The organism is Oerskovia enterophila (assembly GCF_044748475.1).
Classification (GTDB): domain Bacteria; phylum Actinomycetota; class Actinomycetes; order Actinomycetales; family Cellulomonadaceae; genus Oerskovia; species Oerskovia enterophila.
The window spans coordinates 689,233-707,188 of sequence record NZ_JBIVFZ010000001.1 but is presented as its reverse complement, the minus strand read 5'-3'; the positions used below and the strand labels follow the sequence as shown (position 1 = coordinate 707,188).

At 73.1% G+C, this 17,956-nt stretch carries 17 protein-coding genes; 5 read left to right on the top strand and 12 right to left on the bottom strand.

Features of this window, described 5'->3' with window-relative positions; translation table 11 throughout:
• Positions 1–152: 152 nt before the first annotated feature.
• Positions 153–1,292 carry a D-alanine--D-alanine ligase family protein gene (locus tag ACIPWA_RS03070; protein ID WP_056762372.1) on the bottom strand — a complete coding sequence of 380 codons (1,140 nt, stop codon included), beginning with the start codon at positions 1,290–1,292 and terminating at the stop codon, positions 153–155.
• 84 nt (positions 1,293–1,376) lie between these two features.
• Between ACIPWA_RS03070 and ACIPWA_RS03065 the strand changes: the two genes are divergently transcribed.
• Positions 1,377–2,549 (top strand): acyl-CoA dehydrogenase family protein, encoded by a 1,173-nt coding sequence (locus ACIPWA_RS03065; protein WP_400288037.1) that lies wholly within the window; start codon positions 1,377–1,379, stop codon positions 2,547–2,549.
• Positions 2,550–2,622: 73 nt separating this feature from the next.
• Positions 2,623–3,801 (top strand): trans-sulfuration enzyme family protein, encoded by a 1,179-nt coding sequence (locus ACIPWA_RS03060; protein WP_400288036.1) that lies wholly within the window; start codon positions 2,623–2,625, stop codon positions 3,799–3,801.
• Here the strand turns inward: ACIPWA_RS03060 and ACIPWA_RS03055 are convergent.
• The gene (locus ACIPWA_RS03055) at positions 3,798–4,148 is read right to left on the bottom strand and encodes a DUF6191 domain-containing protein (protein WP_400288034.1); all 351 of its coding nucleotides are present in this window, start codon (positions 4,146–4,148) and stop codon (positions 3,798–3,800) included. The two genes, ACIPWA_RS03060 and ACIPWA_RS03055, sit on opposite strands and share 4 nt — an antisense overlap.
• A gap of 190 nt (positions 4,149–4,338) precedes the next feature.
• Here ACIPWA_RS03055 and ACIPWA_RS03050 point away from each other — a divergent pair, with 190 nt between their 5' ends.
• Positions 4,339–5,055, top strand: coding sequence for an AMIN-like domain-containing (lipo)protein (locus ACIPWA_RS03050; protein WP_400288032.1), 717 nt, complete (start codon positions 4,339–4,341; stop codon positions 5,053–5,055).
• A 6-nt stretch (positions 5,056–5,061) separates the two neighbouring features.
• Here the strand turns inward: ACIPWA_RS03050 and ACIPWA_RS03045 are convergent, their stop codons facing one another.
• The 9 genes from ACIPWA_RS03045 to ACIPWA_RS03005 form a co-directional block, all read right to left on the bottom strand.
• Positions 5,062–6,099 carry an NAD(P)H-dependent glycerol-3-phosphate dehydrogenase gene (locus ACIPWA_RS03045; protein WP_400288030.1) on the bottom strand — a complete coding sequence of 346 codons (1,038 nt, stop codon included), beginning with the start codon at positions 6,097–6,099 and terminating at the stop codon, positions 5,062–5,064.
• Complete coding sequence (locus tag ACIPWA_RS03040) at positions 6,096–6,824, bottom strand: lysophospholipid acyltransferase family protein (protein ID WP_400288028.1); 729 nt, start codon at positions 6,822–6,824, stop codon at positions 6,096–6,098. The genes ACIPWA_RS03045 and ACIPWA_RS03040 overlap by 4 nt, the downstream gene beginning before the upstream one ends.
• A gap of 91 nt (positions 6,825–6,915) precedes the next feature.
• Positions 6,916–7,521: a response regulator gene (locus ACIPWA_RS03035; RefSeq protein WP_400288026.1), complete on the bottom strand. Its 606-nt coding sequence runs from the start codon at positions 7,519–7,521 to the stop codon at positions 6,916–6,918.
• Positions 7,518–8,858 carry a sensor histidine kinase gene (locus ACIPWA_RS03030; protein ID WP_400288024.1) on the bottom strand — a complete coding sequence of 447 codons (1,341 nt, stop codon included), beginning with the start codon at positions 8,856–8,858 and terminating at the stop codon, positions 7,518–7,520. The genes ACIPWA_RS03035 and ACIPWA_RS03030 overlap by 4 nt, the downstream gene beginning before the upstream one ends.
• Positions 8,859–9,078: 220 nt before the next feature.
• Positions 9,079–9,951 carry an ABC transporter permease gene (locus ACIPWA_RS03025; protein WP_400288022.1) on the bottom strand — a complete coding sequence of 291 codons (873 nt, stop codon included), beginning with the start codon at positions 9,949–9,951 and terminating at the stop codon, positions 9,079–9,081.
• Complete coding sequence (locus ACIPWA_RS03020) at positions 9,948–10,982, bottom strand: ABC transporter ATP-binding protein (RefSeq protein WP_400288020.1); 1,035 nt, start codon at positions 10,980–10,982, stop codon at positions 9,948–9,950. Before ACIPWA_RS03020 ends, ACIPWA_RS03025 begins: the two co-directional genes overlap by 4 nt.
• 66 nt (positions 10,983–11,048) lie before the next feature.
• A complete protein-coding gene (locus ACIPWA_RS03015) occupies positions 11,049–11,348 on the bottom strand; it encodes a hypothetical protein (RefSeq protein ID WP_400288018.1) in 300 nt (99 codons plus the stop codon).
• A 182-nt stretch (positions 11,349–11,530) separates the two neighbouring features.
• Positions 11,531–12,847 carry a UDP-N-acetylglucosamine 1-carboxyvinyltransferase gene (murA, locus tag ACIPWA_RS03010; protein ID WP_056648421.1) on the bottom strand — a complete coding sequence of 439 codons (1,317 nt, stop codon included), beginning with the start codon at positions 12,845–12,847 and terminating at the stop codon, positions 11,531–11,533.
• A gap of 345 nt (positions 12,848–13,192) precedes the next feature.
• A complete protein-coding gene (locus tag ACIPWA_RS03005; RefSeq protein WP_400288016.1) occupies positions 13,193–14,230 on the bottom strand; it encodes an adenosine deaminase in 1,038 nt (345 codons plus the stop codon).
• A gap of 190 nt (positions 14,231–14,420) precedes the next feature.
• Between ACIPWA_RS03005 and ACIPWA_RS03000 the strand changes: the two genes are divergently transcribed.
• The gene (locus ACIPWA_RS03000; protein ID WP_400288015.1) at positions 14,421–15,788 is read left to right on the top strand and encodes an MFS transporter; all 1,368 of its coding nucleotides are present in this window, start codon (positions 14,421–14,423) and stop codon (positions 15,786–15,788) included.
• Positions 15,789–15,955: 167 nt separating this feature from the next.
• The gene (locus ACIPWA_RS02995) at positions 15,956–17,302 is read left to right on the top strand and encodes a PP2C family protein-serine/threonine phosphatase (protein ID WP_056648415.1); all 1,347 of its coding nucleotides are present in this window, start codon (positions 15,956–15,958) and stop codon (positions 17,300–17,302) included.
• A gap of 97 nt (positions 17,303–17,399) precedes the next feature.
• Here ACIPWA_RS02995 and ACIPWA_RS02990 read toward each other — a convergent pair whose 3' ends face one another.
• Entirely contained in the window at positions 17,400–17,864 is a 465-nt protein-coding gene (locus ACIPWA_RS02990; RefSeq protein WP_400288013.1) for a luciferase domain-containing protein, read from the bottom strand.
• Positions 17,865–17,956 lie beyond the last annotated feature (92 nt).

The following is a 17,956-nucleotide window of genomic DNA, read 5'->3' as shown; positions in this document are numbered from 1 at the left end:
GGTCCGTTTTGGGGGTGTGGGCGGGGGCCCGGGGGGGGGGGGGGTTGGGCCCCCCCCCCCCCCCGCCCCCGCCCCCCCCCCGCCCGCCCCCCCCCCCCCCCCCCGGGGGGGGCCCCGCTCCTCGCGTCCGTCGGGTCGAACCGCCGGAACGGTCAGCGCAGGCCCGTGGGGCGCTCGAGCGCGAGCTGGATGAGCTCGTCGATCAGGTCGGGGTAGGAGATGCCTGACTTCTCCCACATGCGGGGGTACATCGAGAACGGCGTGAAGCCCGGCATGGTGTTGATCTCGTTGACGACGACCTGGCCCTCGTCCGTGACGAACACGTCGACCCGGGACAGGCCCTCCGCTCCGACCGCCTCGAACGTGCGGACCGCGACGTCGCGCACCTCGTCGACGAGGTGCTGGGGCAGGTCGGCCGGGCAGCTCAGCTCGACGCCGGCCTCGTCGAGGTACTTGGCCTCGAAGTCGTAGAAGTCGTGGTTCGTGTCCGTCACGACGATCTCACCGGGCAGCGACGCGCGCGGGCGCTCGCCCTGCCGCCCGCCGAGCACCGCGCACTCGATCTCGCGTCCGACGACCCCGGCCTCGATCACGACCTTGGGGTCGTGCTTGCGCGCCTCGTCGATCGCCGCGGGCAGGTCCGCGAGGTCGTCGACCTTGGTGATCCCCAGGCTCGACCCGGCGCGAGCGGGCTTGACGAAGACCGGCAGCCCCAGGCCCGCGACCGTCTCCGTCCAGGCGGCGGGGTTGCGGTCCCACTCCCCCGGGCGGATGACCGTGTACGGCGCGATGGGCAGCCCCTGGCCCGCGAGGACGAGCTTCATGAAGTGCTTGTCCATGCCCACGGCGGAGGCGAGCACGCCCGCACCCACGTAGGGCACGTCGGCCAGCTCGAGCAGACCCTGGAGCGTGCCGTCCTCGCCGAACGGGCCGTGCAGCAGCGGGAAGACGACGTCGACCTCGCCCAGCTCGCGCGGGAACTCGCCCGGCTCCAGGACGCGCAGCCCACGCTGACCGACCGCGAGCGGCAGCAGGACCTCACCGCCCGTCGCGGTCACCTCGGGCAGGTTGCCCGCCGTGATCTCCCAGCGCGCGGGCTCGTCCGCGGCGAGGACCCACTGGCCCGCCTTGGTGATCCCGACGGGGACGATCTCGTAGCGGTCGCGGTCGATCGCACGCATGACGCCGCCCGCGGTGGCGCACGAGATGACGTGCTCGCCGGAGCGTCCGCCGAAGAGGATGAGGACGCGCGTCTTGCGCGCGGGAGCACTGGGTTCTGGCTGGCTGGACATCGCGGACGACCCTACCGGAACCCTGCTTCCCCGAGAGAACAGGAACGGTCCCCGCTCGTGAAGGAGCGGTGATAGAACGGGGGCATGAGCCTCCCCCTGCTGACCGACGACCTGCTCGACCGCATCCGCTCGCGTGCCGCGGGCTACGACCGCGAGAACGCCTTCTTCACCGAGGACCTCGAGGAGCTGACAGCAGCCGGCTACCTCCGGGCCTTCGTCCCGACCGCGATGGGCGGCCCGGGCCTCGGCCTGCGCGACGTGGCGCACGAGCAGATCCGCCTCGCGGGCGCGGCCCCCGCGACCGCCCTGGCCGTCAACATGCACCACGTGTGGACCGGCGTCGCACGCTACCTCTACGAGCGCGGGGACCACTCGCTCGACTTCGTGCTCGAGGAGGCCGCGCGCGGCGAGGTCTTCGCGTTCGGGTACTCGGAGCCGGGCAACGACCTGGTCCTGTTCGGGTCCCGGACCCAGGCGTGCCCCGACGGGGAGGGCGGCTACTCGTTCCACGGCCGCAAGATCTTCACGTCGCTCTCGCCCGCGTGGACGCGGCTGGGTGTGCTCGGGATCGAGACGGCGGCCGAGGACGGCCCGGGGCTCGACGGCGACCCTCGCCTCGTGCACGCGTTCGTGACGCGCGAGGGCGGCGGCGTCGACGTCCTGGACGACTGGGACACGGTCGGCATGCGCGCGAGCCAGAGCCGCACGACCCTGCTGGTGGGCGCGCACGCCCCGGCCGACCGGGTCGTCCGGCGCCTCGCGCCCGGCCCCTCCACGGACCCGCTCGTGCTCGCGATCTTCACGACGTTCGAGGTGCTGCTCGCGTCGGTCTACACGGGGATCGGCAAGCGTGCCCTCGAGCTCGCGGTCGAGAACGCGCACCGGCGCACCTCGATGAAGAACGGCGGCAGGCCGCTCTCCCAGGACCCGGACATCCGCTGGCGCGTCGCGGACGCGGGCATCGCGATGGACGGGATCTACCCGCAGATCGACCAGGTCGCGGGCGAGATCGACGCCCTCGTGGACCGGGGGGCCGGCTGGTTCACGGCGGTCGCAGGCCTCAAGGTCCGCGCGACCGAGACCGCGCGCGTCGTGGTCGACCAGGCGATCCGCGTGTCCGGCGGGTCCTCGTACTTCGCGTCCTCCGAGCTGGGGCGCCTCTACCGGGACGTGCTCGCGGGGATCTTCCACCCCTCGGACGACGAGTCCGCGCACTCGACGTTCGCGAGCGCGCTGCTCGGACCGGTCGAGGACTGAACCGGGGGCGCCGCCGTTCCGTCCGTCGGTTGCTCGCGGCACCCACTCGCTGCCCAGGCGTAATCTCACCCCCATGACGACCGAGCCCATCGAGCCGACCGAGGCCTTCCCCCACCGCTCACCGTTGTCCCCCGCCACGATCGCGGTCGCGGCCGGACGCCCGCCCCGCGAGCAGGGCGGGCCCGTGAACCCGCCCGTCGTCCTGTCCTCGACGTACGTGTCTCGCGGTGTGCAGCAGCCGGGCGAGCTCCTGTACACGCGCATGGACACCGAGACCTGGCACCCGTTCGAGGAGGCCCTGGCCACGCTCGAGGGCGCCTCGGAGCCGGGCATCGTCTTCAGCAGCGGGATGGCGGCGATCGCGGCGGTCTTCTCGTTCGTCCCGGCGGGCGGCAAGGTCGTCGTGCCCCGGCACGCCTACCAGGTGACGCTCGGCTTCGCGGACGACCTCGCGGCCCGCCACGGGGTCGAGGTCGTCCGCGTGGACGTCGCCGACACCGACCAGGTGCTCGCGGCGATCGGCGGGGCGGACCTCCTGCTGATCGAGTCGCCGACCAACCCCATGCTCGAGGTCGCGGACCTGCCCGTGCTCCTCGCCGCGGCGCGCGATCGGGGGGTCCTCACGGCGGTCGACAACACGTTCGCGACCCCGCTGGGCCAGCAGCCCCTCGCTCACGGCGCGGACGTCGTCGTGCACTCGGTCACGAAGTACCTCGCGGGGCACTCCGACGTCGTGCTCGGTGCCGTCGTGACGAGCGACCCGGACCTGGCCGCGAAGGTCCGCGCCTACCGGACCCTGCATGGCGCGATCGCCGGCCCGTGGGAGGTGTGGCTCGCGCTGCGCGGGCTGCGCACGCTCGCGCTGCGCGTCGAGCGGTCCCAGGCCAACGCCGCGGCGATCGCCCGGCGCCTGGCCGAGCACCCGCTCGTCGAGGAGGTCCGTCACCCGAGCCTGCCGACCGACCCGGGCCACGAGCGCGCGGCCCGCACCATGACGGGCTTCGGGGCGATCATCGGGCTGCGGCCCCGGGGTGGCCGCGAGGCCGCGGACGCGGTCGTCGAGGCCGTCGAGCTGTGGGTTCCCGCCACGAGCCTGGGAGGGGTCGAGTCGAGCCTCGAGCGGCGGCGACGGTTCGCGACCGAGTCGCTCACGGTCCCCGAGGACCTGTTGCGCATGAGCGTCGGCATCGAGGACGTCGAGGACCTGTGGGCGGACCTCGACCGCGCGCTCCGGTTCGCCGCGGGCAGCTAGCGCGCGGAGGCCGTCCCGTCGGCGGCCCGCGGCTCGTACGCGTCGGCACTGAAGACGACGACCCCGGACTCGAGGTCGACGTCGATCGGAGGGGCGGTGGACGGCGCCTGCGCGATGTCGAGCCGTTGCCGCTCCTTCTCCTCGGTGAGGTGGACCCTGCTCGGCTGGAAGACGTCGACGAGCTCGCCGAATGCGCCGGCCCCCGCGGTCTCGCCCGCCCCTCGTCCGTCCCCGAGCCGCCTCTCCCTGGAACGCCCGCTCACCATGCGCTCGATCGCGACCACCGCGACGACCACGAGCACGACGACGAGGAAGAGAGGCGCGCCCACGCTGCTGAACCACGGCATGGGGCCAGGCTAGGGCGTGGGACCGGTCCCTGTCATCGTTCGGCCGCGAGGCGCCGTGGAACGACGGTGCGCGCCGGTCGAAGGAGGCACCTGATCGAGACCTTCCCTCCATGCGTCCGTGTCCTGCCCGGCCTAGGCTCGAGACAGCCGGGAACCGCTCCCGGCCGCACGCGTCGAGCAGGAGGCAGTCATGGACCGCGCCACCCGAACGGCCACCCGGACGGTTCGCCGCGGGCAGCGGCGACCAGCCCTCGCCGCCGTGAGCCTCGGGGCGTTCGTCGTACTGACCGCGTGCTCCGGCGGGAACGGCGGCTACGACGCGACGCCCGTCGAGTCCCCGTCACGCTCGGCGTCTCCGGACACCAGCCCGCTCCCCACCGACGGCGCCTCCGGCACCCCCACCGAAGCGCCCGGGTCGACCGGCTCCACCGAGGGGGACGGCTCGACCACGGCTCCCGCGTTCCCCGCGAACACCGACCCGGACGTCTCCGAGCCCTCCGCCGGCGCGGCACTGACCGTGACCGACCTGCGGGTCGGACGCCACGACGGGTTCGACCGCGTCGTCTACGAGCTGGGCGGCACGGGCACGCCCGGGTGGCGCGTCGAGTACGTCCCGGAGGCGATCGACGACGGCAGCGGGAACGTCTTCCCGCTCGCCGGGGACGGCACGCTGCAGGTCATGATCTCGGGCTCGGGGTACCCCATGGACACGGGCGTCGCCGAGTACTCGGGCCCCAACCCCCTGCGGGTCGCCGGTACCGACGAGGTCGAGGAGGTCGCTCTCCGCGGTGTGTTCGAGGGGTACACGCAGTCGTTCATCGGGACGGACGACACCGACAACCCGTTCAGGGTCTACGCCCTCACGGACCCGACGCGGGTCGTCGTCGAGGTGCGTGACGACGACTGACCGAGGTCAGCGCCCCGACGTCACGCCCTCGGACTTCTGCGGACGCGCGAGCAGCCCGCGGGCCATGTCGTCGACCGGCATGCCCTCGTGCAGGACGGCCACGACGCCGGCCGTGATGGGCATGTCGACGCCCACCTTCTGCGCGAGCTCGAGGACGGAGCGGCAGGACTTGACGCCCTCCGCGGTGCCGCCCGTCGCCGCGACGGCCTCCTCGAGGCTCATGCCCTGCCCGATGTGCTTGCCGAGCGTGTGGTTGCGTGACAGGGGCGACGTGCAGGTCGCGACCAGGTCCCCCATGCCCGCGAGGCCCGAGAAGGTCTCGGCGTCCGCGCCCAGCGCGAGCCCGAGGCGCGTGATCTCGACGAGGCCGCGCGTGATGACCGTCGCGGTCGTGTTGTACCCGAACCCGCGGCCCTGGGCGATGCCCACGGCGAGCGCGATGACGTTCTTCACCGCGCCGCACAGCTCGACGCCCACGACGTCCGAGTTGGTGTAGGGCCGGAAGTAGGACGACGAGCAGGCCGCGGCGACGAAGCGGGCCGTCTCCGGGTCGGTCGCGGACACCACGGTCGCGGTGGGCTGGTGCTCGGCGATCTCGCGGGCCAGGTTGGGGCCCGAGACCACGGCGACCTTGTCGAGCGGGAGCCCCCACACCTCGGCGACGACCTCGCTCATGCGACGGTCGGTGCTGAGCTCGACGCCCTTCATGAGCGAGACCGCGACCGCGCCCTCGGCGAGGTGCTCGCGCAAGGGGGCGAGCGTCGCGCGGGCGCTCTGCGAGGGGATCGCGACGACCACGAGCTGGGCGCCCGCGAGCGCCGCGGCCGCGTCGGTCGTCGCGGTGAGCCCCGGGGGCAGCTCGATGCCGGGCAGGTAGGCCGAGTTGTGTCGCGTGGCGTTGACGTCGGCGGCGACGTCGGCGTTGCGGCCCCACAGCCGGACCTCGCAGCCCGCGTCCGCGAGGACGGCCGCGAACGTGGTGCCCCAGGCGCCGGAGCCGAGCACGGCGGCCGTGACGGGCGACGAGTGGGTGGTGGCGCTCACTTGCGTTCCTCCGAGCCGGGGTTCTTGCGGACGTCGAACCGTTCGGCCGGGGCCTTCTCGCCGCGGATCTCTTCGAGCAGCCCGGTGATGGCGTCCATGATGCGGTTGGTGGCCTCGCGCAGGGTCGCGGTGTCGATGGGACGCTCGTAGAGGTCCGACAGGTCGACGGGCGGGCCCGCGTGCACGGCCACGTCCTTGGGCGGGATCGGCCGGAACCTCTTGCTGTAGCGAGGCAGGATGTCCTGCATGCCCCACTGCGCGATGGGCACCACGGGCATGCGGCTCGCGAGGGCGAGGCGCGCGGCACCGGTCTTGCCGACCATGGGCCACAGGTCCGGGTCACGGGTCAGGGTGCCCTCGGGGAACACCGCGACGCACTCGCCCAGCGCGAGCTGGTCGACCGCCGCGCTCACCGAGGACGCAGCCCCCGCGGTGTTGCGCTGCACCGGGATCATCCCGGTCCGGTCCAGGAGCCAGCGCAGGCCGGGGATCTTCCAGAGCGACGCCTTGGCCAGGATCTTGGGCGCCCGGCCGTGGTCGTACAGGAAGTGGGCGAACGTCAGCGGGTCGATGTTCGACATGTGGTTGCCCGCGGCGATGAAGCCGCCGGTGGCGGGGATGTTCTCCGCACCCTGCCAGTCACGGCGGGTGATCGCGAACATCAGGGGTCGCACGACGATCGCGACGAGTCGGTACGCACGGCTGTCAGGATGAGCTTTCGGCACGGTCACCGAGCCTACCGGGCCGCGTGCCGTCGTCGGGCCCGACGCCGCCGCGCGCCCGGGGTGAGACCCTCACCCCGGCCGGGACGCACCGTCAGATCCACCCGTGCCGGCGGGCGAGGTGGACGGCCTCGTGGCGGTTCGTCGCGCCCAGCTTGGCCGCGGCCGACGAGAGGTAGTTGCGCACCGTGCCCGGTGCGAGCGAGGCGCGCGTCGCGATCTCCTCGACGGGCGCTCCCCCGGCGGCGAGCTCGAGCACGTCGGCCTCGCGGGGCGTCAGGGGGCTCGCGCCGGCCGCGATGGCCTCGGCGGCGAGCTCGGGGTCCACGTACCGTCCGCCCGCGTGGACCTGACGCACCACGTCCGCCAGGACGCGCGACGAGACGGTCTTGGGCAGGAACGCGCGCACCCCGGCCTCGAGCGCGCGCTTGAGGTACCCCGGTCGGCCGTGGCTCGTGACCATGACGACCCCGCACCCGGGCACCTCGGTGGCCAGGGCCTGGGCGACCTCGATCCCGTCGAGGCCGGGCATCTGGAGGTCGAGCACCGCGACGTCCGGCGTGTGCTTGCGTGCGGCCGCGAGCGCCTCGGTCCCCGACGCGGCCTGGACGACGACCTCGAGGTCGTCCTCGAGCGAGAGCAGGGTGGCCAGGGCGTCGCGGATGAGGTTCTCGTCGTCGGCGAGCAGGATGCGGATCACGCGGTGGGGCCTTCCTGGGCGGGGCGAGGGGTGCCGGTGCCGCGGCCCCGGGGGACGAGCGGCATGCGCGACACGAGGCTACCGACCCCCGGGATCGGGACGGTGGCCGTGAGACGGAACGTGGGGGGCTCGAGGTCGGTCTCGAGCCGACCGCCGGCCCCGGCGAGCCGCTCGCCGAGCCCGATCAGCCCGGACCCGCTGGGGCTGCCCGGGCTGGTCGTGGTGCGGTCGAGGTCGGGGACGCCGTCGTTGGTCACGGTCAGGACCGCCTCGCCGCGCTCGACGCGCAGGGTGATCTCGCAGCGCGTCGCGTGGGAGTGGCGGACCACGTTGGTCACGGCCTCGCGCACGACCCAGGCGAGCGCCTCCTGCGTGGCCTCGGGCAGCGACCCCTCCTCGCCGTCACCGTACGACCCGATCGTGGTCTCGATGTCGGCCGACCGCAGGACTGAGCGGGCGCCGCTGAGCTCCGCGGCCAGGTCCGCGGCACGGTAGCCCGCGACGACCGCCCGGACCTCGCGCAGCGAGTCCTGCGCGATCTGGCGCACCTCGAGCATCTGCTCGGCCGCTCCGGGGCGTCCGCGCGAGGCGAGCTCCGCGGCCAGCTCGCTCTTGACGGCCACGACCGAGAGCGTGCGACCGAACACGTCGTGCAGGTCGCGCGAGAAGCGCAGCCGCTCCTCGGCCACGGCAAGGCGCGCGTGCAGGACGCGGTTGCGCTCCTGCTCCCACACGATCCCGAGCATCCACACCGACACCCGGTAGGACGCGAAGATCCCGACGCACATGAGGACGACGCCGATCCCCTGGCCCACCGCGATGCCCGCCGCCGTCTCGTCGCGGACCGGGGCGACGGACCACGAGACGAGCCCCGAGACCGCCGCGACGCCGACCGCCCCGAGCGCCAACCACCGGAAGGTCAGGAGCGGCGCGCAGGCCGCGACCGAGAACGCGGTCGCCGCGGTCACGACCAGGACCGGGGTGTTGCCCTGGAACATGGATCCCTCACCCGTCGGGTACGCCGCGAGGCCGACCACGCAGGTCGCGAGCGCGAGCCCGCACATGGCGCCCAGGGCCCACCGGGGAGGCGGCGGACCGCCGAGGAACCGGGTGACCCCGTACCGGATCACGACGACGCACGAGGCGGTGTGCGCGAGGCACAGCCCGATCAGGGGGGCGAGCAGGGCCGGGTGCCCCGTGGGCACCTCGCCCACGACCCAGAGCACCACGAAGAGCTCGAACGTCGCGACGACGTACAGCGACCAGCGCGTGTAGGTGTCGAACCGTTCGGGGTTGCTGCGACGCGACCACGCGCCGACGAGGGGGTTCCAGCTCACGGGGTCAGCCTTTCACGTGGGCATCTTCGAGGGTGCTCCGGTTGCTCCCGGGGCTCCGGTCCTCCGGGGCTCCGGTCCTCCGGTGCCGAGCACGAGGTTGCGGTCGCTCTCAGCAGGAGAGCGACCGCAACCTCGTGCTCGACCGATCGCAACCTCGTGCTCGACGACGCCGCCCAGCCCGGGTCCACCACGAGCGACGTCGCCACACCTCAGCGGCACCTCAGCGGCGCGGCTCCCACCGCATGTACCGGGCCGCGAGCCACGCGCCGACCACGCACCAGGCGAGCAGGATCGCGAGCGGCTGCGCGGCCAGGGCGAACGTCTCCCCGAAGCCGACCGCGTCGCCGTCGGGCCCCAGCCCCGTGAGGCCGATCGTCAGGAGCTCGCCGACCGGGTGCAGGGGCGTGAACGCGGCGAGCGTCTGGACGCTCTCCGGCAGGAGCGCGAGTGGCAGCGTGGTCCCCGAGAGCAGCAGCGCGAGGGCCATGATGGGCAGGGTCGAGAGCTGGACCGACTCGAGCGTGCGCGTGAACGCGGTGCTCGCGGCGGCGAGCGCCGCGAAGACGAACGTCCCCCCGAGCACCGCGACGAGCAGCAGCACCACGTTCGCGGGGGCGTCGAGGCCGATCCACAGCGCGATCGCGGCCCCGCCCAGCACGAGCTGTCCGAGCATCGTCACGACCGCGGGCGTCGCGGCGCCGATCAGGATCTCGGCGTCCGAGCACTGCCCGGTCCGCAGACGCTTGAGCACGAGCTCCTCGCGCCGCGCGACGTAGGCGCTCGCGAGGTTGTAGTAGACGACGAACATGAGCGCGAAGCAGATGAGGCTCGTGAGCGCGAAGGCCCCGACGACCGACGCCCCGGCCCCGTCGCCAACGACCGCCTCGAGCGCTCCGGAGAAGTGCAGGAACGCGACCATCGCGGGGGCCAGCGCGACCCCGTTGAACAGGGCCGTGCGGTTGCGCAGGAGCAGCGTGGTCTCGGCGCGGACGAGCGAGCCGACGCGGCGCAGCGAGCCCGCGAGGCCGGTCGTGCCGCGGGGGGCCGAGGACGCTCGGCTGGTGCGGCGGGGGGTCTGGGCGAGGGTGGTCATGCTGCACGCTCCGTCGGGTCGATGGTGGAGGAGGCAAGGCCGGGGCGCGAGGCGCCGGGCCCGTCGGCGATCGCGAGGAACGCCTGCTCGAGCGACGCGGGGCGCGCCTCGATGCGGCCGAACGTCACGTCGCGGTCGGCGGCCCAGGCGAGCAGCACCGCGAGGCTGCGCTGGAGGTCACGCGTCGCGATCGAGAGCGTGCCGCCCTCGACGCGATCGAGGCTCTCGCCCGGCAGGAGCGGGAGGTCCGCGAGGTGGGGGCGCACGCTCGCCTCGTCGACGTAAACGTGCGCGGGCTCGGCGTCGACGATCTCCGCGACCGTGCCCTCCTGAACGATCCTGCCGCCGTGCATGATCGCGAGCCGGTCCGCGAGGCGCTCGGCCTCCTCGAGGTAGTGGGTCGTCAGGACGACGGTCGTGCCGTCGTCGAGCAGAGACTGGACCAGGTCCCAGGCCGAGCGGCGGCTCTCCGGGTCCAGGCCCGTGGTCGGCTCGTCGAGGAACAGCACCTCGGGGCGTCCGAGGAGCGCCAGGGCGAGATCCAGACGGCGCCGCTCGCCTCCCGAGAGCGACGTCACCGTCACGTCGGCGCGGCCGCGGAGCGCGACGAGGTCGAGCGCCTCCTCGACCGGGCGCGGGGCCGCGAGCGTCCCGGCCCACATGCGCGCGGTCTCGATCGCGGTCAGGTCGGACGGGAAGCCGGCCTCCTGCAGCATGATCCCGATCCGCGGGCGGACCTGGGCGCGCTCGCGGTAGGGGTCCTTGCCGAAGACCTTGGCCGTGCCGGCCGTGGGGCGAGAGAGCCCCTCGACCACCTCGAGGAGCGAGGTCTTGCCCGCGCCGTTGGTCCCGAGGAGCGCGAAGAGCTCGCCGCGGCGGACCTGGAGGTCGACGCCCGCCACCGCCTCGAACCCCTTGGCGCCGCGGGTGCTGCTGGCGTACCTGCGGCGCAGGCCCTGCACGTCGATGACGAGGTCGTCCTGGCGGGCGTCGCGGCCCGAGGCGCCGTGGTCGAGGCTGTCGTTGTCCATGCCTCCAGCCTGGTGCCCGCCGGAGCGCTCAGGCAGTGCAGCCCTTCACCCGTTCTGTCGGTTTCCTCATGCTTCGTCGGTGAGGTTTGTCATGTCCGACGGGGCGTCCGACGTGGCACCCACGGCGGGTCCCGTGCCGTCGGTCGTGGTGCCCGTCCCGGGGGCCGCCGGGGCGCTCGTCAGCGCGAAGCCGCCCAGGGTGAGCACCGAGAAGGTGAGGGCTCCCGCGCCCCAGGTGAGTGCCCGACGTCGGGCACCGCGCGGCTCGGCCCGGGCCCCGGGCCCGACGTGGTCCGTGGGCCCAGCAGGCTCGGTGGTCCCCGCGTGCGGCGCGGGGTCGTTCGCGGGGGACGTGTCGGACGGCATGGCTGCTCCTCCTGTCCGGGCGAGCCCTTCGCCCGATACGACCCACCCTGCCCGTACGACCTGCGCGCCCGGTGGTACGAGACTGTGCGGCACCTGTGAGCGGGCCGGCGGACGACGACGGGCGCGGTGCGTGCCTCAGCACGCCCCGCGCCCGTGGGTCGATCCCAGGTGACCGGCGCCCGTCAGCCGCGGCTGACGTCGGCTCCCAGCGCGTCGAGCTTGTCCTGGAAGTACTCGTACCCGCGGTCGATCAGGCCGATGCCGCGCACGGTCGACGTGCCCTTGGCCGCGAGCGCCGCGATGAGGTGGCTGAACCCGCCGCGCAGGTCGGGGACCTCGATGTCCGCCGCGGACAGCGGCGTGGGGCCCGAGATGACGGCCGAGTGGTGGAAGTTGCGCTGCCCGAACCGGCACGGCAGCCCGCCCAGGCACTCCTTGTAGACCTGGATCGTCGCGCCCATGCCCCGCAGCGCGTCGGTGAACCCGAAGCGGTTCTCGTAGACCGTCTCGTGCACGATCGACAGGCCCTTGGCCTGCGTGAGCGCCACGACGAGGGGCTGCTGCCAGTCCGTCATGAAGCCCGGGTGCACGGCCGTCTCGAGCACGATCGCGTTGAGGTCGCCGCCCGGGTGGTAGAACCGGATGCCGTCCTCCTGGACCTCGAACTCGCCGCCGACCTTGCGGAACGTGTTGAGGAAGGTCATCATCTCCGGCTGCGTCGCGCCCTTGACGGTGATGTCGCCGCCGGTCGCGAGGGCCGCAGAGCCCCAGGAGGCCGCCTCGATGCGGTCGCCCAGCGCGGTGTGCTGGTAGCCCATGAGCTTGTCGACGCCCTCGATGCGGATCACGCGGTCGGTGTCGACCGAGATGATCGCGCCCATCTTCTGCAGGACGGCGATGAGGTCCATGATCTCGGGCTCGATCGCGGCGCCCGAGAGCTCGGTGATGCCCTCGGCGCGGACCGCGGTGAGCAGGAGCTGCTCGGTGGCCCCGACGCTCGGGTACGGCAGGGCGATCTTGGTGCCCTGGAGGCGGCGCGGGGCGCGGATGTGGATGCCCTGCTCGCGCTTGTCCACCACGGCGCCGAACTGGCGCAGGATGTCCAGGTGGTAGTTGATGGGGCGGTCGCCGATCCGGCACCCGCCCAGGTCCGGGATGAAGGCCTCGCCCAGGCGGTGCAGCAGCGGCCCGCAGAAGAGGATCGGGATGCGGCTCGACCCGGCGTGCGCGTCGATGTCCGCGACGTGCGCCGACTCGACGTCGGTCGGGTCGAGGTGCAGCGTGCCCGCGACCTCGTCCGCGACGACCTTGACGCCGTGCAGCTCGAGCAGCCCCGTCACGACGCCGACGTCGCGGATCTGCGGCACGTTGCGCAGCACGCTGGGTCCCTCGCCGAGCAGGGAGGCCACCATCGCCTTGGAGACGAAGTTCTTCGCCCCTCGCACGGTGATGGTCCCGTTGAGCGGTGTGCCACCGTTGACGTACAGCAGATCGTTCATGTGGTCGTCGTCGCCTAGCTCTCTCGATGGTCGTGCGGATGGGTCCTGCGTCCGACTCGGTCCGTGCGTCCCCTGCCGCCGGCGGCCTGGTGGGCCGCTCGGGCGTCGGTGCGCGGACGCCGCTCGCGGCGCCGTGCTCCCTGTCCCCCAACGCGGGGCATCCGAAGATTATTCACCCACCGGGGCCGATCCGACGACGGCGAGGCCCGCGAGAGCTCGCTGACCAGCAGGGACACCGGCCGGACCCGCTCGGTGGGCGCCAGGGGCGCCCGTCACCCAGGTGCCCGACGGCGCAGGCTCGCCTCACGCGCGAGGCGCGCTCCGCCGTCGGGCACCTGTGGCGTGCTACGGGCGGGTCGGCTCGTACTGCTCGACGTAGCGGTCGACCGCCGCGAGGTAGGCCGCCCGGCGGTCCTCGTCGATCCAGGACGCCTCGAACGAGTTCTTCGCGAGCGTCACGACCTCCTCGGACGTGAGTCCGGCCTTGGCGGCGACCGCCGCGTAGTTGTCGGCCACGTACCCGCCGAAGTACGCGGGGTCGTCGGAGTTGATCGTGATCTTGACGCCGTCGCGCAGGAGCTGGGCGACCTCGGCGGCCTTCATGTCGTCGGTCACGAAGCTGTTGGACACGGGGCAGCTCGTCAGGCCGATGCCGCGCGCCTTGACCTCGGCGACGAGCGCCGGGTCCTCGACGATGTTGGTGCCGTGGTCGATGCGGTCGACCTGGATGGTCTCGAGGACCGTGCGGATGTTGTCGATGCTCCCGACCTGGTCGATGTCGCAGTGCATCGTGAGGCGGTAGCCGAGCTCGCGGGCGCGCTCGAAGACCGCGGCGAACTTCTCGGGCGGGTTGCCCCGCTCGTCGGAGTCCAGGCCCACGCCCAGGATCAGGTCCTTGAACGGCACCGACGCCTCGAGGGTCTCGGCCGCGCTCTCGGCCGAGTGGTCGCGCAGGAAGCACAGGATGAGGTCGGCGTCGACGCCGAAGTCTGCCGCGGCGGCCGCGGCGCGGTGGTAGCCCTTGACGACGGCCTCGAACGGGACGCCGCGCGAGGTGTGGGCCTGGGGGTCGAAGAACATCTCGGCGTGCTGGACACCGTTGGCCGCCGCGCGCAGGAGGTACGCGTGGGCGAGCTCGAAGAAGTCGTCCTCGGTCTGCAGCACGTCCATGGCCGGGTAGTAGACCGCGAGGAAGCTCGTGAGGTCGGTGAACCGGTAGGTCGCCTGGACCTCCTCGACGGTGCTCTGGCCGATGTCGATGCCGTTGCGCTCGGCGAGGCGGAGCTTGAGGTCCGGCTCGAGCGTGCCTTCGAGGTGCAGGTGGAGCTCGGCCTTGGGCAGCCCGGTGACGAAGTCCAGAGTCGGCTGGAGGGGCAGGGGCATGGTTCTCCTTCGTGAGGGGGTCGTCCTCCCATCATGCCCCTGGCCTTCGTGATGACCACATCGCGAGACGGCCACTTCGCCATGTGGTCACGGTCCTTACCGTGGGAGGGAAGTTACCGGGTAGTACGGTCCCCTCCGGCGCGCAGGGAGACCTCCCCGAACCCATCGTCTGCACCAGGAGCACACCCCCGTGACCACTACGGCCGCCCACCCGTCCGCCGACCCCGAGGCACCGGTCAACAGCAAGGGCCGCGTGATCTTCGCGAGCCTCATCGGCACGTCGATCGAGTTCTACGACTTCTACGCCTACGCGACCGCGGCCGTGCTCGTCTTCCCGACCGTCTTCTTCTCTGCGCTCGACGGCGGGACCTCCCAGCTCCTCGCGTCGTTCGCGGTGTTCGGGGTCGCGTTCGTGGCGCGTCCGCTCGGGTCGATCGTGTTCGGCCACTACGGCGACCGGATCGGACGCAAGGGCACGCTCGTCGCCTCGCTCCTGACCATGGGCGTCGCGACGTTCCTCATCGGCCTGCTGCCGCCGTCGACCACGCCCGGGTGGGCCGTGCTCGCGCCCGCGCTGCTCGTCCTCATGCGCTTCTGCCAGGGCCTGGGGCTCGGCGGCGAGTGGAGCGGCGCGGCACTGCTCGCGACCGAGAACGCCCCCGCGGGCAAGCGCGCGATCTGGGGCACGTTCCCCCAGCTCGGGGCGCCCATCGGCTTCATCCTCGCGAACACCACGTTCCTGGTCCTCGCCGAGACGCTGACCGACGCGCAGTTCTCCGCGTGGGGCTGGCGCGTGCCCTTCCTGGCCAGCGCGCTCCTCGTGATCGTGGGCCTGTGGGTGCGCCTGCGGCTCGTCGAGACGCCCGCGTTCCAGAAGGTCGTGGAGACCGGCGCGGTCGCCAAGCTACCCGTGGCGCAGGTGTTCCGCTCGTCGTGGCGCCAGATCGTGCTCGGCACGTTCATCATGCTCGCGACCTACGTGCTGTTCTACCTCATGACGACGTTCACGCTGACGTTCGGCACCGCGCCCGCCGAGGTCGCCGCGGGCAGCGGCGGCGCGCCGGGTCTCGGCTACGCACGCACCGACTTCCTCGTGATGCTCATCGTCGGCGTCGTGTTCTTCGGGATCTTCACGCTCGTCTCGGGCCCGATGGCCGAGCGGTTCGGCCGCCGCAAGCACCTCATCTGGACGACCGTCGCGATCATCGTGTTCGGCGCACTGTTCGTGCCGCTGTTCACGGGCGGGACCGTGGGCGTCATGACGCTCCTGATCGTGGGCTTCACGCTCATGGGTCTGACGTTCGGCCCCATGGCCGCGATCCTGCCCGAGCTCTTCCCCGCCAACGTCCGGTACACGGGCTCCGCGATCGCCTACAACCTGTCGTCGATCCTCGGGGCGGCCGTCGCGCCGTTCATCGCGGTCGCGCTGTGGGAGCAGGCCGACGGCTCGCCCGTGCTCGTCGGGGTCTACCTGTCGGCCATGTCGGTCCTGACGCTCGTGGCGCTGCTCGTGAGCAAGGAGACCAAGGACGTCGACTACACGGACAACGTGAGCTGACGCTCGCTCAGCGGCCCGACGGCGGGGCGCACCTTCCCACGGACGGCGCGCCCCGCCGTCGGGCATCCGTTCCGCGAGACCCTTGCGGACCCCTGCGCGCGCACTTCTGCGGACGCACGACTTGTCCGCCATGCTGAGGGAAGGACGCAGGGGAAGAGGCCGATCCGATGACGGACGACGCGCGAGACGTGACGAGCGGCCGCGCGAGGGCGGCACGGGGGTCCGCGCCGCGCACCGAGCGCCCGGCCGACGACGCGAGCCCCTCGCCCGCAGCCGACAGGCTCGACTACCGCGCGGTCTTCGCCGCCCTGTCCGCGCCCAAGGTCCTGCTGTCCCCCGACCTGACGGTCCTCGACGTCAACGACGCCTACCTCGACATGCTCGGGCTGCCCGCGACCGCGCTCGTCGGACGCCCGCTCAACGCAGGCTTCGCCTTCTCCCCCGCTGACGACGAGCGCGTCGCGCGGGTCGTCGACTCGTTGCAGCGCGTCCTGCAGACCGGGCGGATCGACCTGCTCGGGCCGCTGCGCATCGACGTGCCCGGCGACCGGCCGGACGAGTGGCTCGAACGCCACTGGCTCATGACCAACATCCCCGTCTTCGACGCCAGCGGCCGCGTGGCCGCGCTCGTGCACCGCGCGGAGGACGTGACCGACATCGTGCAGAGCTCGCAGCGGACCGCGGCGGGCCAGCAGATCGGGCTCGACGCCGCGGTGGTCGACCACGCCCTGCACCTGGGGTCCTCGCTCGGCAGGTTCCAGGAGAGCTTCGACCGCGAGCGGCGTGCCGCGCTCGCGCTCCAGGACTCGATCCTGACCCCGCCCGCCCAGCCCGAGGGGCTGCGCATCGACGTCCGCTACCGGCCCGCCTCGCGCGAGATGCACGTCGGCGGCGACTGGTACGACGCGTTCGAGCTCTCGTGCGGGTGCACGCTCGTGGTCGTCGGGGACGTCGTCGGCCACGACATCTCCGCGGCCGCGACCATGGGCCAGCTCCGGGGCGTGATGCGGGGCGTCGCGTACGAGTCGGGCGACTCGCCCGCGGGCATCCTCGAACGCACCGAGCGGGCAGCCGACGGGCTCGGCATCGACGCGGTCGCGACGGTGGCCGCGGCGCTCGTGGGGCTCCCCGGGCCGACCGGCGACCGGACGCTCACGTGGGTCTCGGCCGGGCACCCACCGCCCGTCATGGTGCGGGCCGACGGTTCGGCCGAGCTCCTCGCGCGGCACAACGACCGGTTGCTCGGCATCGGCTCGGACGCGTCCCGGACGGACCACACCACGCTCGTGCACCCCGGGGACGTGCTGCTCCTCTACACCGACGGCCTCGTCGAGCGGCGCGGCACGCGGCTGCGGGAGGCGCTCGACCGGCTGCCGGGCGTCGTCGAGGAGCTCGCCGGCCGCTCGCGGGAGGACCTCCTCGACGCGCTGCTCGCCCGGCTCGTGCCGCAGACCACCGAGGACGACATCGCGCTCGTGTCGGTCGAGGTGCTGGCGCCCGGGGGCGCGAGGTAGAGGGCTGGGGCCGAGGTAGAGGCCTGGGGCCGAGGTAGAGGCCTGGGGCCCTCTACCTCGACGCGGACCCTCTACCTCGATGCTCCTCGGCCCGGGGCTACGCGTTGAGCGCCCGTGCGAGGTCCAGGCTCTCGCGCACCAGCCCCAGGACCACGGCCAGCTCGTCGACGTCCCGCGGCCCGTAGACCATGATCTCGGTCGAGTGGTCCGCGTACTGGTGCGCCTCGCCCCAGCCCGCGGCACAGACCTCCTGGGCTCGCTCACGCGGCAGGCACAGGTGCAGGCTCGTGTCGGTCACGCCGTGCAGGTGGACCGGTTCGAGTCGCTGGTCGGGCGCCGCGAGGGACGTCGTGGGGTTCGTGGTGCGCTCGTGGCCGTCGAGGAACAGCGCCCGGGAGGACGCCGGGGAGACCGAGCTGTGCCCTTCGCGGACGCCCTCGATCGTGGTCGCCGCGAGCACGAGCTCGCCCCACAGCGGAGCGGGTGCCTGCTGGTCGACCTGCCGGTGCGGCCCCTCGTCGGACGTGGTGGGACGAGGGCCTCGGCGCGGGGTGAGAGTCATGGGCGGGACGCTAGCGGGACCGGCACGGCTGCGGCGAGGGAATTGCCCCGGCGCGGGCATGCTGAAGGCGCCCGACGGCGGAGCGCACCGTC

What these genes read in the sequence shown, in the direction of transcription:
- ACIPWA_RS03070 (WP_056762372.1), bottom strand. Translation starts at nt 1,292, where the DNA reads ATGTCCAGCCAGCCAGAACCCAGTGCTCCCGCGCGCAAGACGCGCGTC.
- ACIPWA_RS03065 (WP_400288037.1), top strand. Translation starts at nt 1,377, where the DNA reads ATGAGCCTCCCCCTGCTGACCGACGACCTGCTCGACCGCATCCGCTCG.
- ACIPWA_RS03060 (WP_400288036.1), top strand. Translation starts at nt 2,623, where the DNA reads ATGACGACCGAGCCCATCGAGCCGACCGAGGCCTTCCCCCACCGCTCA.
- ACIPWA_RS03055 (WP_400288034.1), bottom strand. Translation starts at nt 4,148, where the DNA reads ATGCCGTGGTTCAGCAGCGTGGGCGCGCCTCTCTTCCTCGTCGTCGTG.
- ACIPWA_RS03050 (WP_400288032.1), top strand. Translation starts at nt 4,339, where the DNA reads ATGGACCGCGCCACCCGAACGGCCACCCGGACGGTTCGCCGCGGGCAG.
- ACIPWA_RS03025 (WP_400288022.1), bottom strand. Translation starts at nt 9,951, where the DNA reads ATGACCACCCTCGCCCAGACCCCCCGCCGCACCAGCCGAGCGTCCTCG.
- ACIPWA_RS03020 (WP_400288020.1), bottom strand. Translation starts at nt 10,982, where the DNA reads ATGGACAACGACAGCCTCGACCACGGCGCCTCGGGCCGCGACGCCCGC.
- ACIPWA_RS03015 (WP_400288018.1), bottom strand. Translation starts at nt 11,348, where the DNA reads ATGCCGTCCGACACGTCCCCCGCGAACGACCCCGCGCCGCACGCGGGG.
- murA (WP_056648421.1), bottom strand. Translation starts at nt 12,847, where the DNA reads ATGAACGATCTGCTGTACGTCAACGGTGGCACACCGCTCAACGGGACC.
- ACIPWA_RS03005 (WP_400288016.1), bottom strand. Translation starts at nt 14,230, where the DNA reads ATGCCCCTGCCCCTCCAGCCGACTCTGGACTTCGTCACCGGGCTGCCC.
- ACIPWA_RS02995 (WP_056648415.1), top strand. Translation starts at nt 15,956, where the DNA reads ATGACGGACGACGCGCGAGACGTGACGAGCGGCCGCGCGAGGGCGGCA.
- ACIPWA_RS02990 (WP_400288013.1), bottom strand. Translation starts at nt 17,864, where the DNA reads ATGACTCTCACCCCGCGCCGAGGCCCTCGTCCCACCACGTCCGACGAG.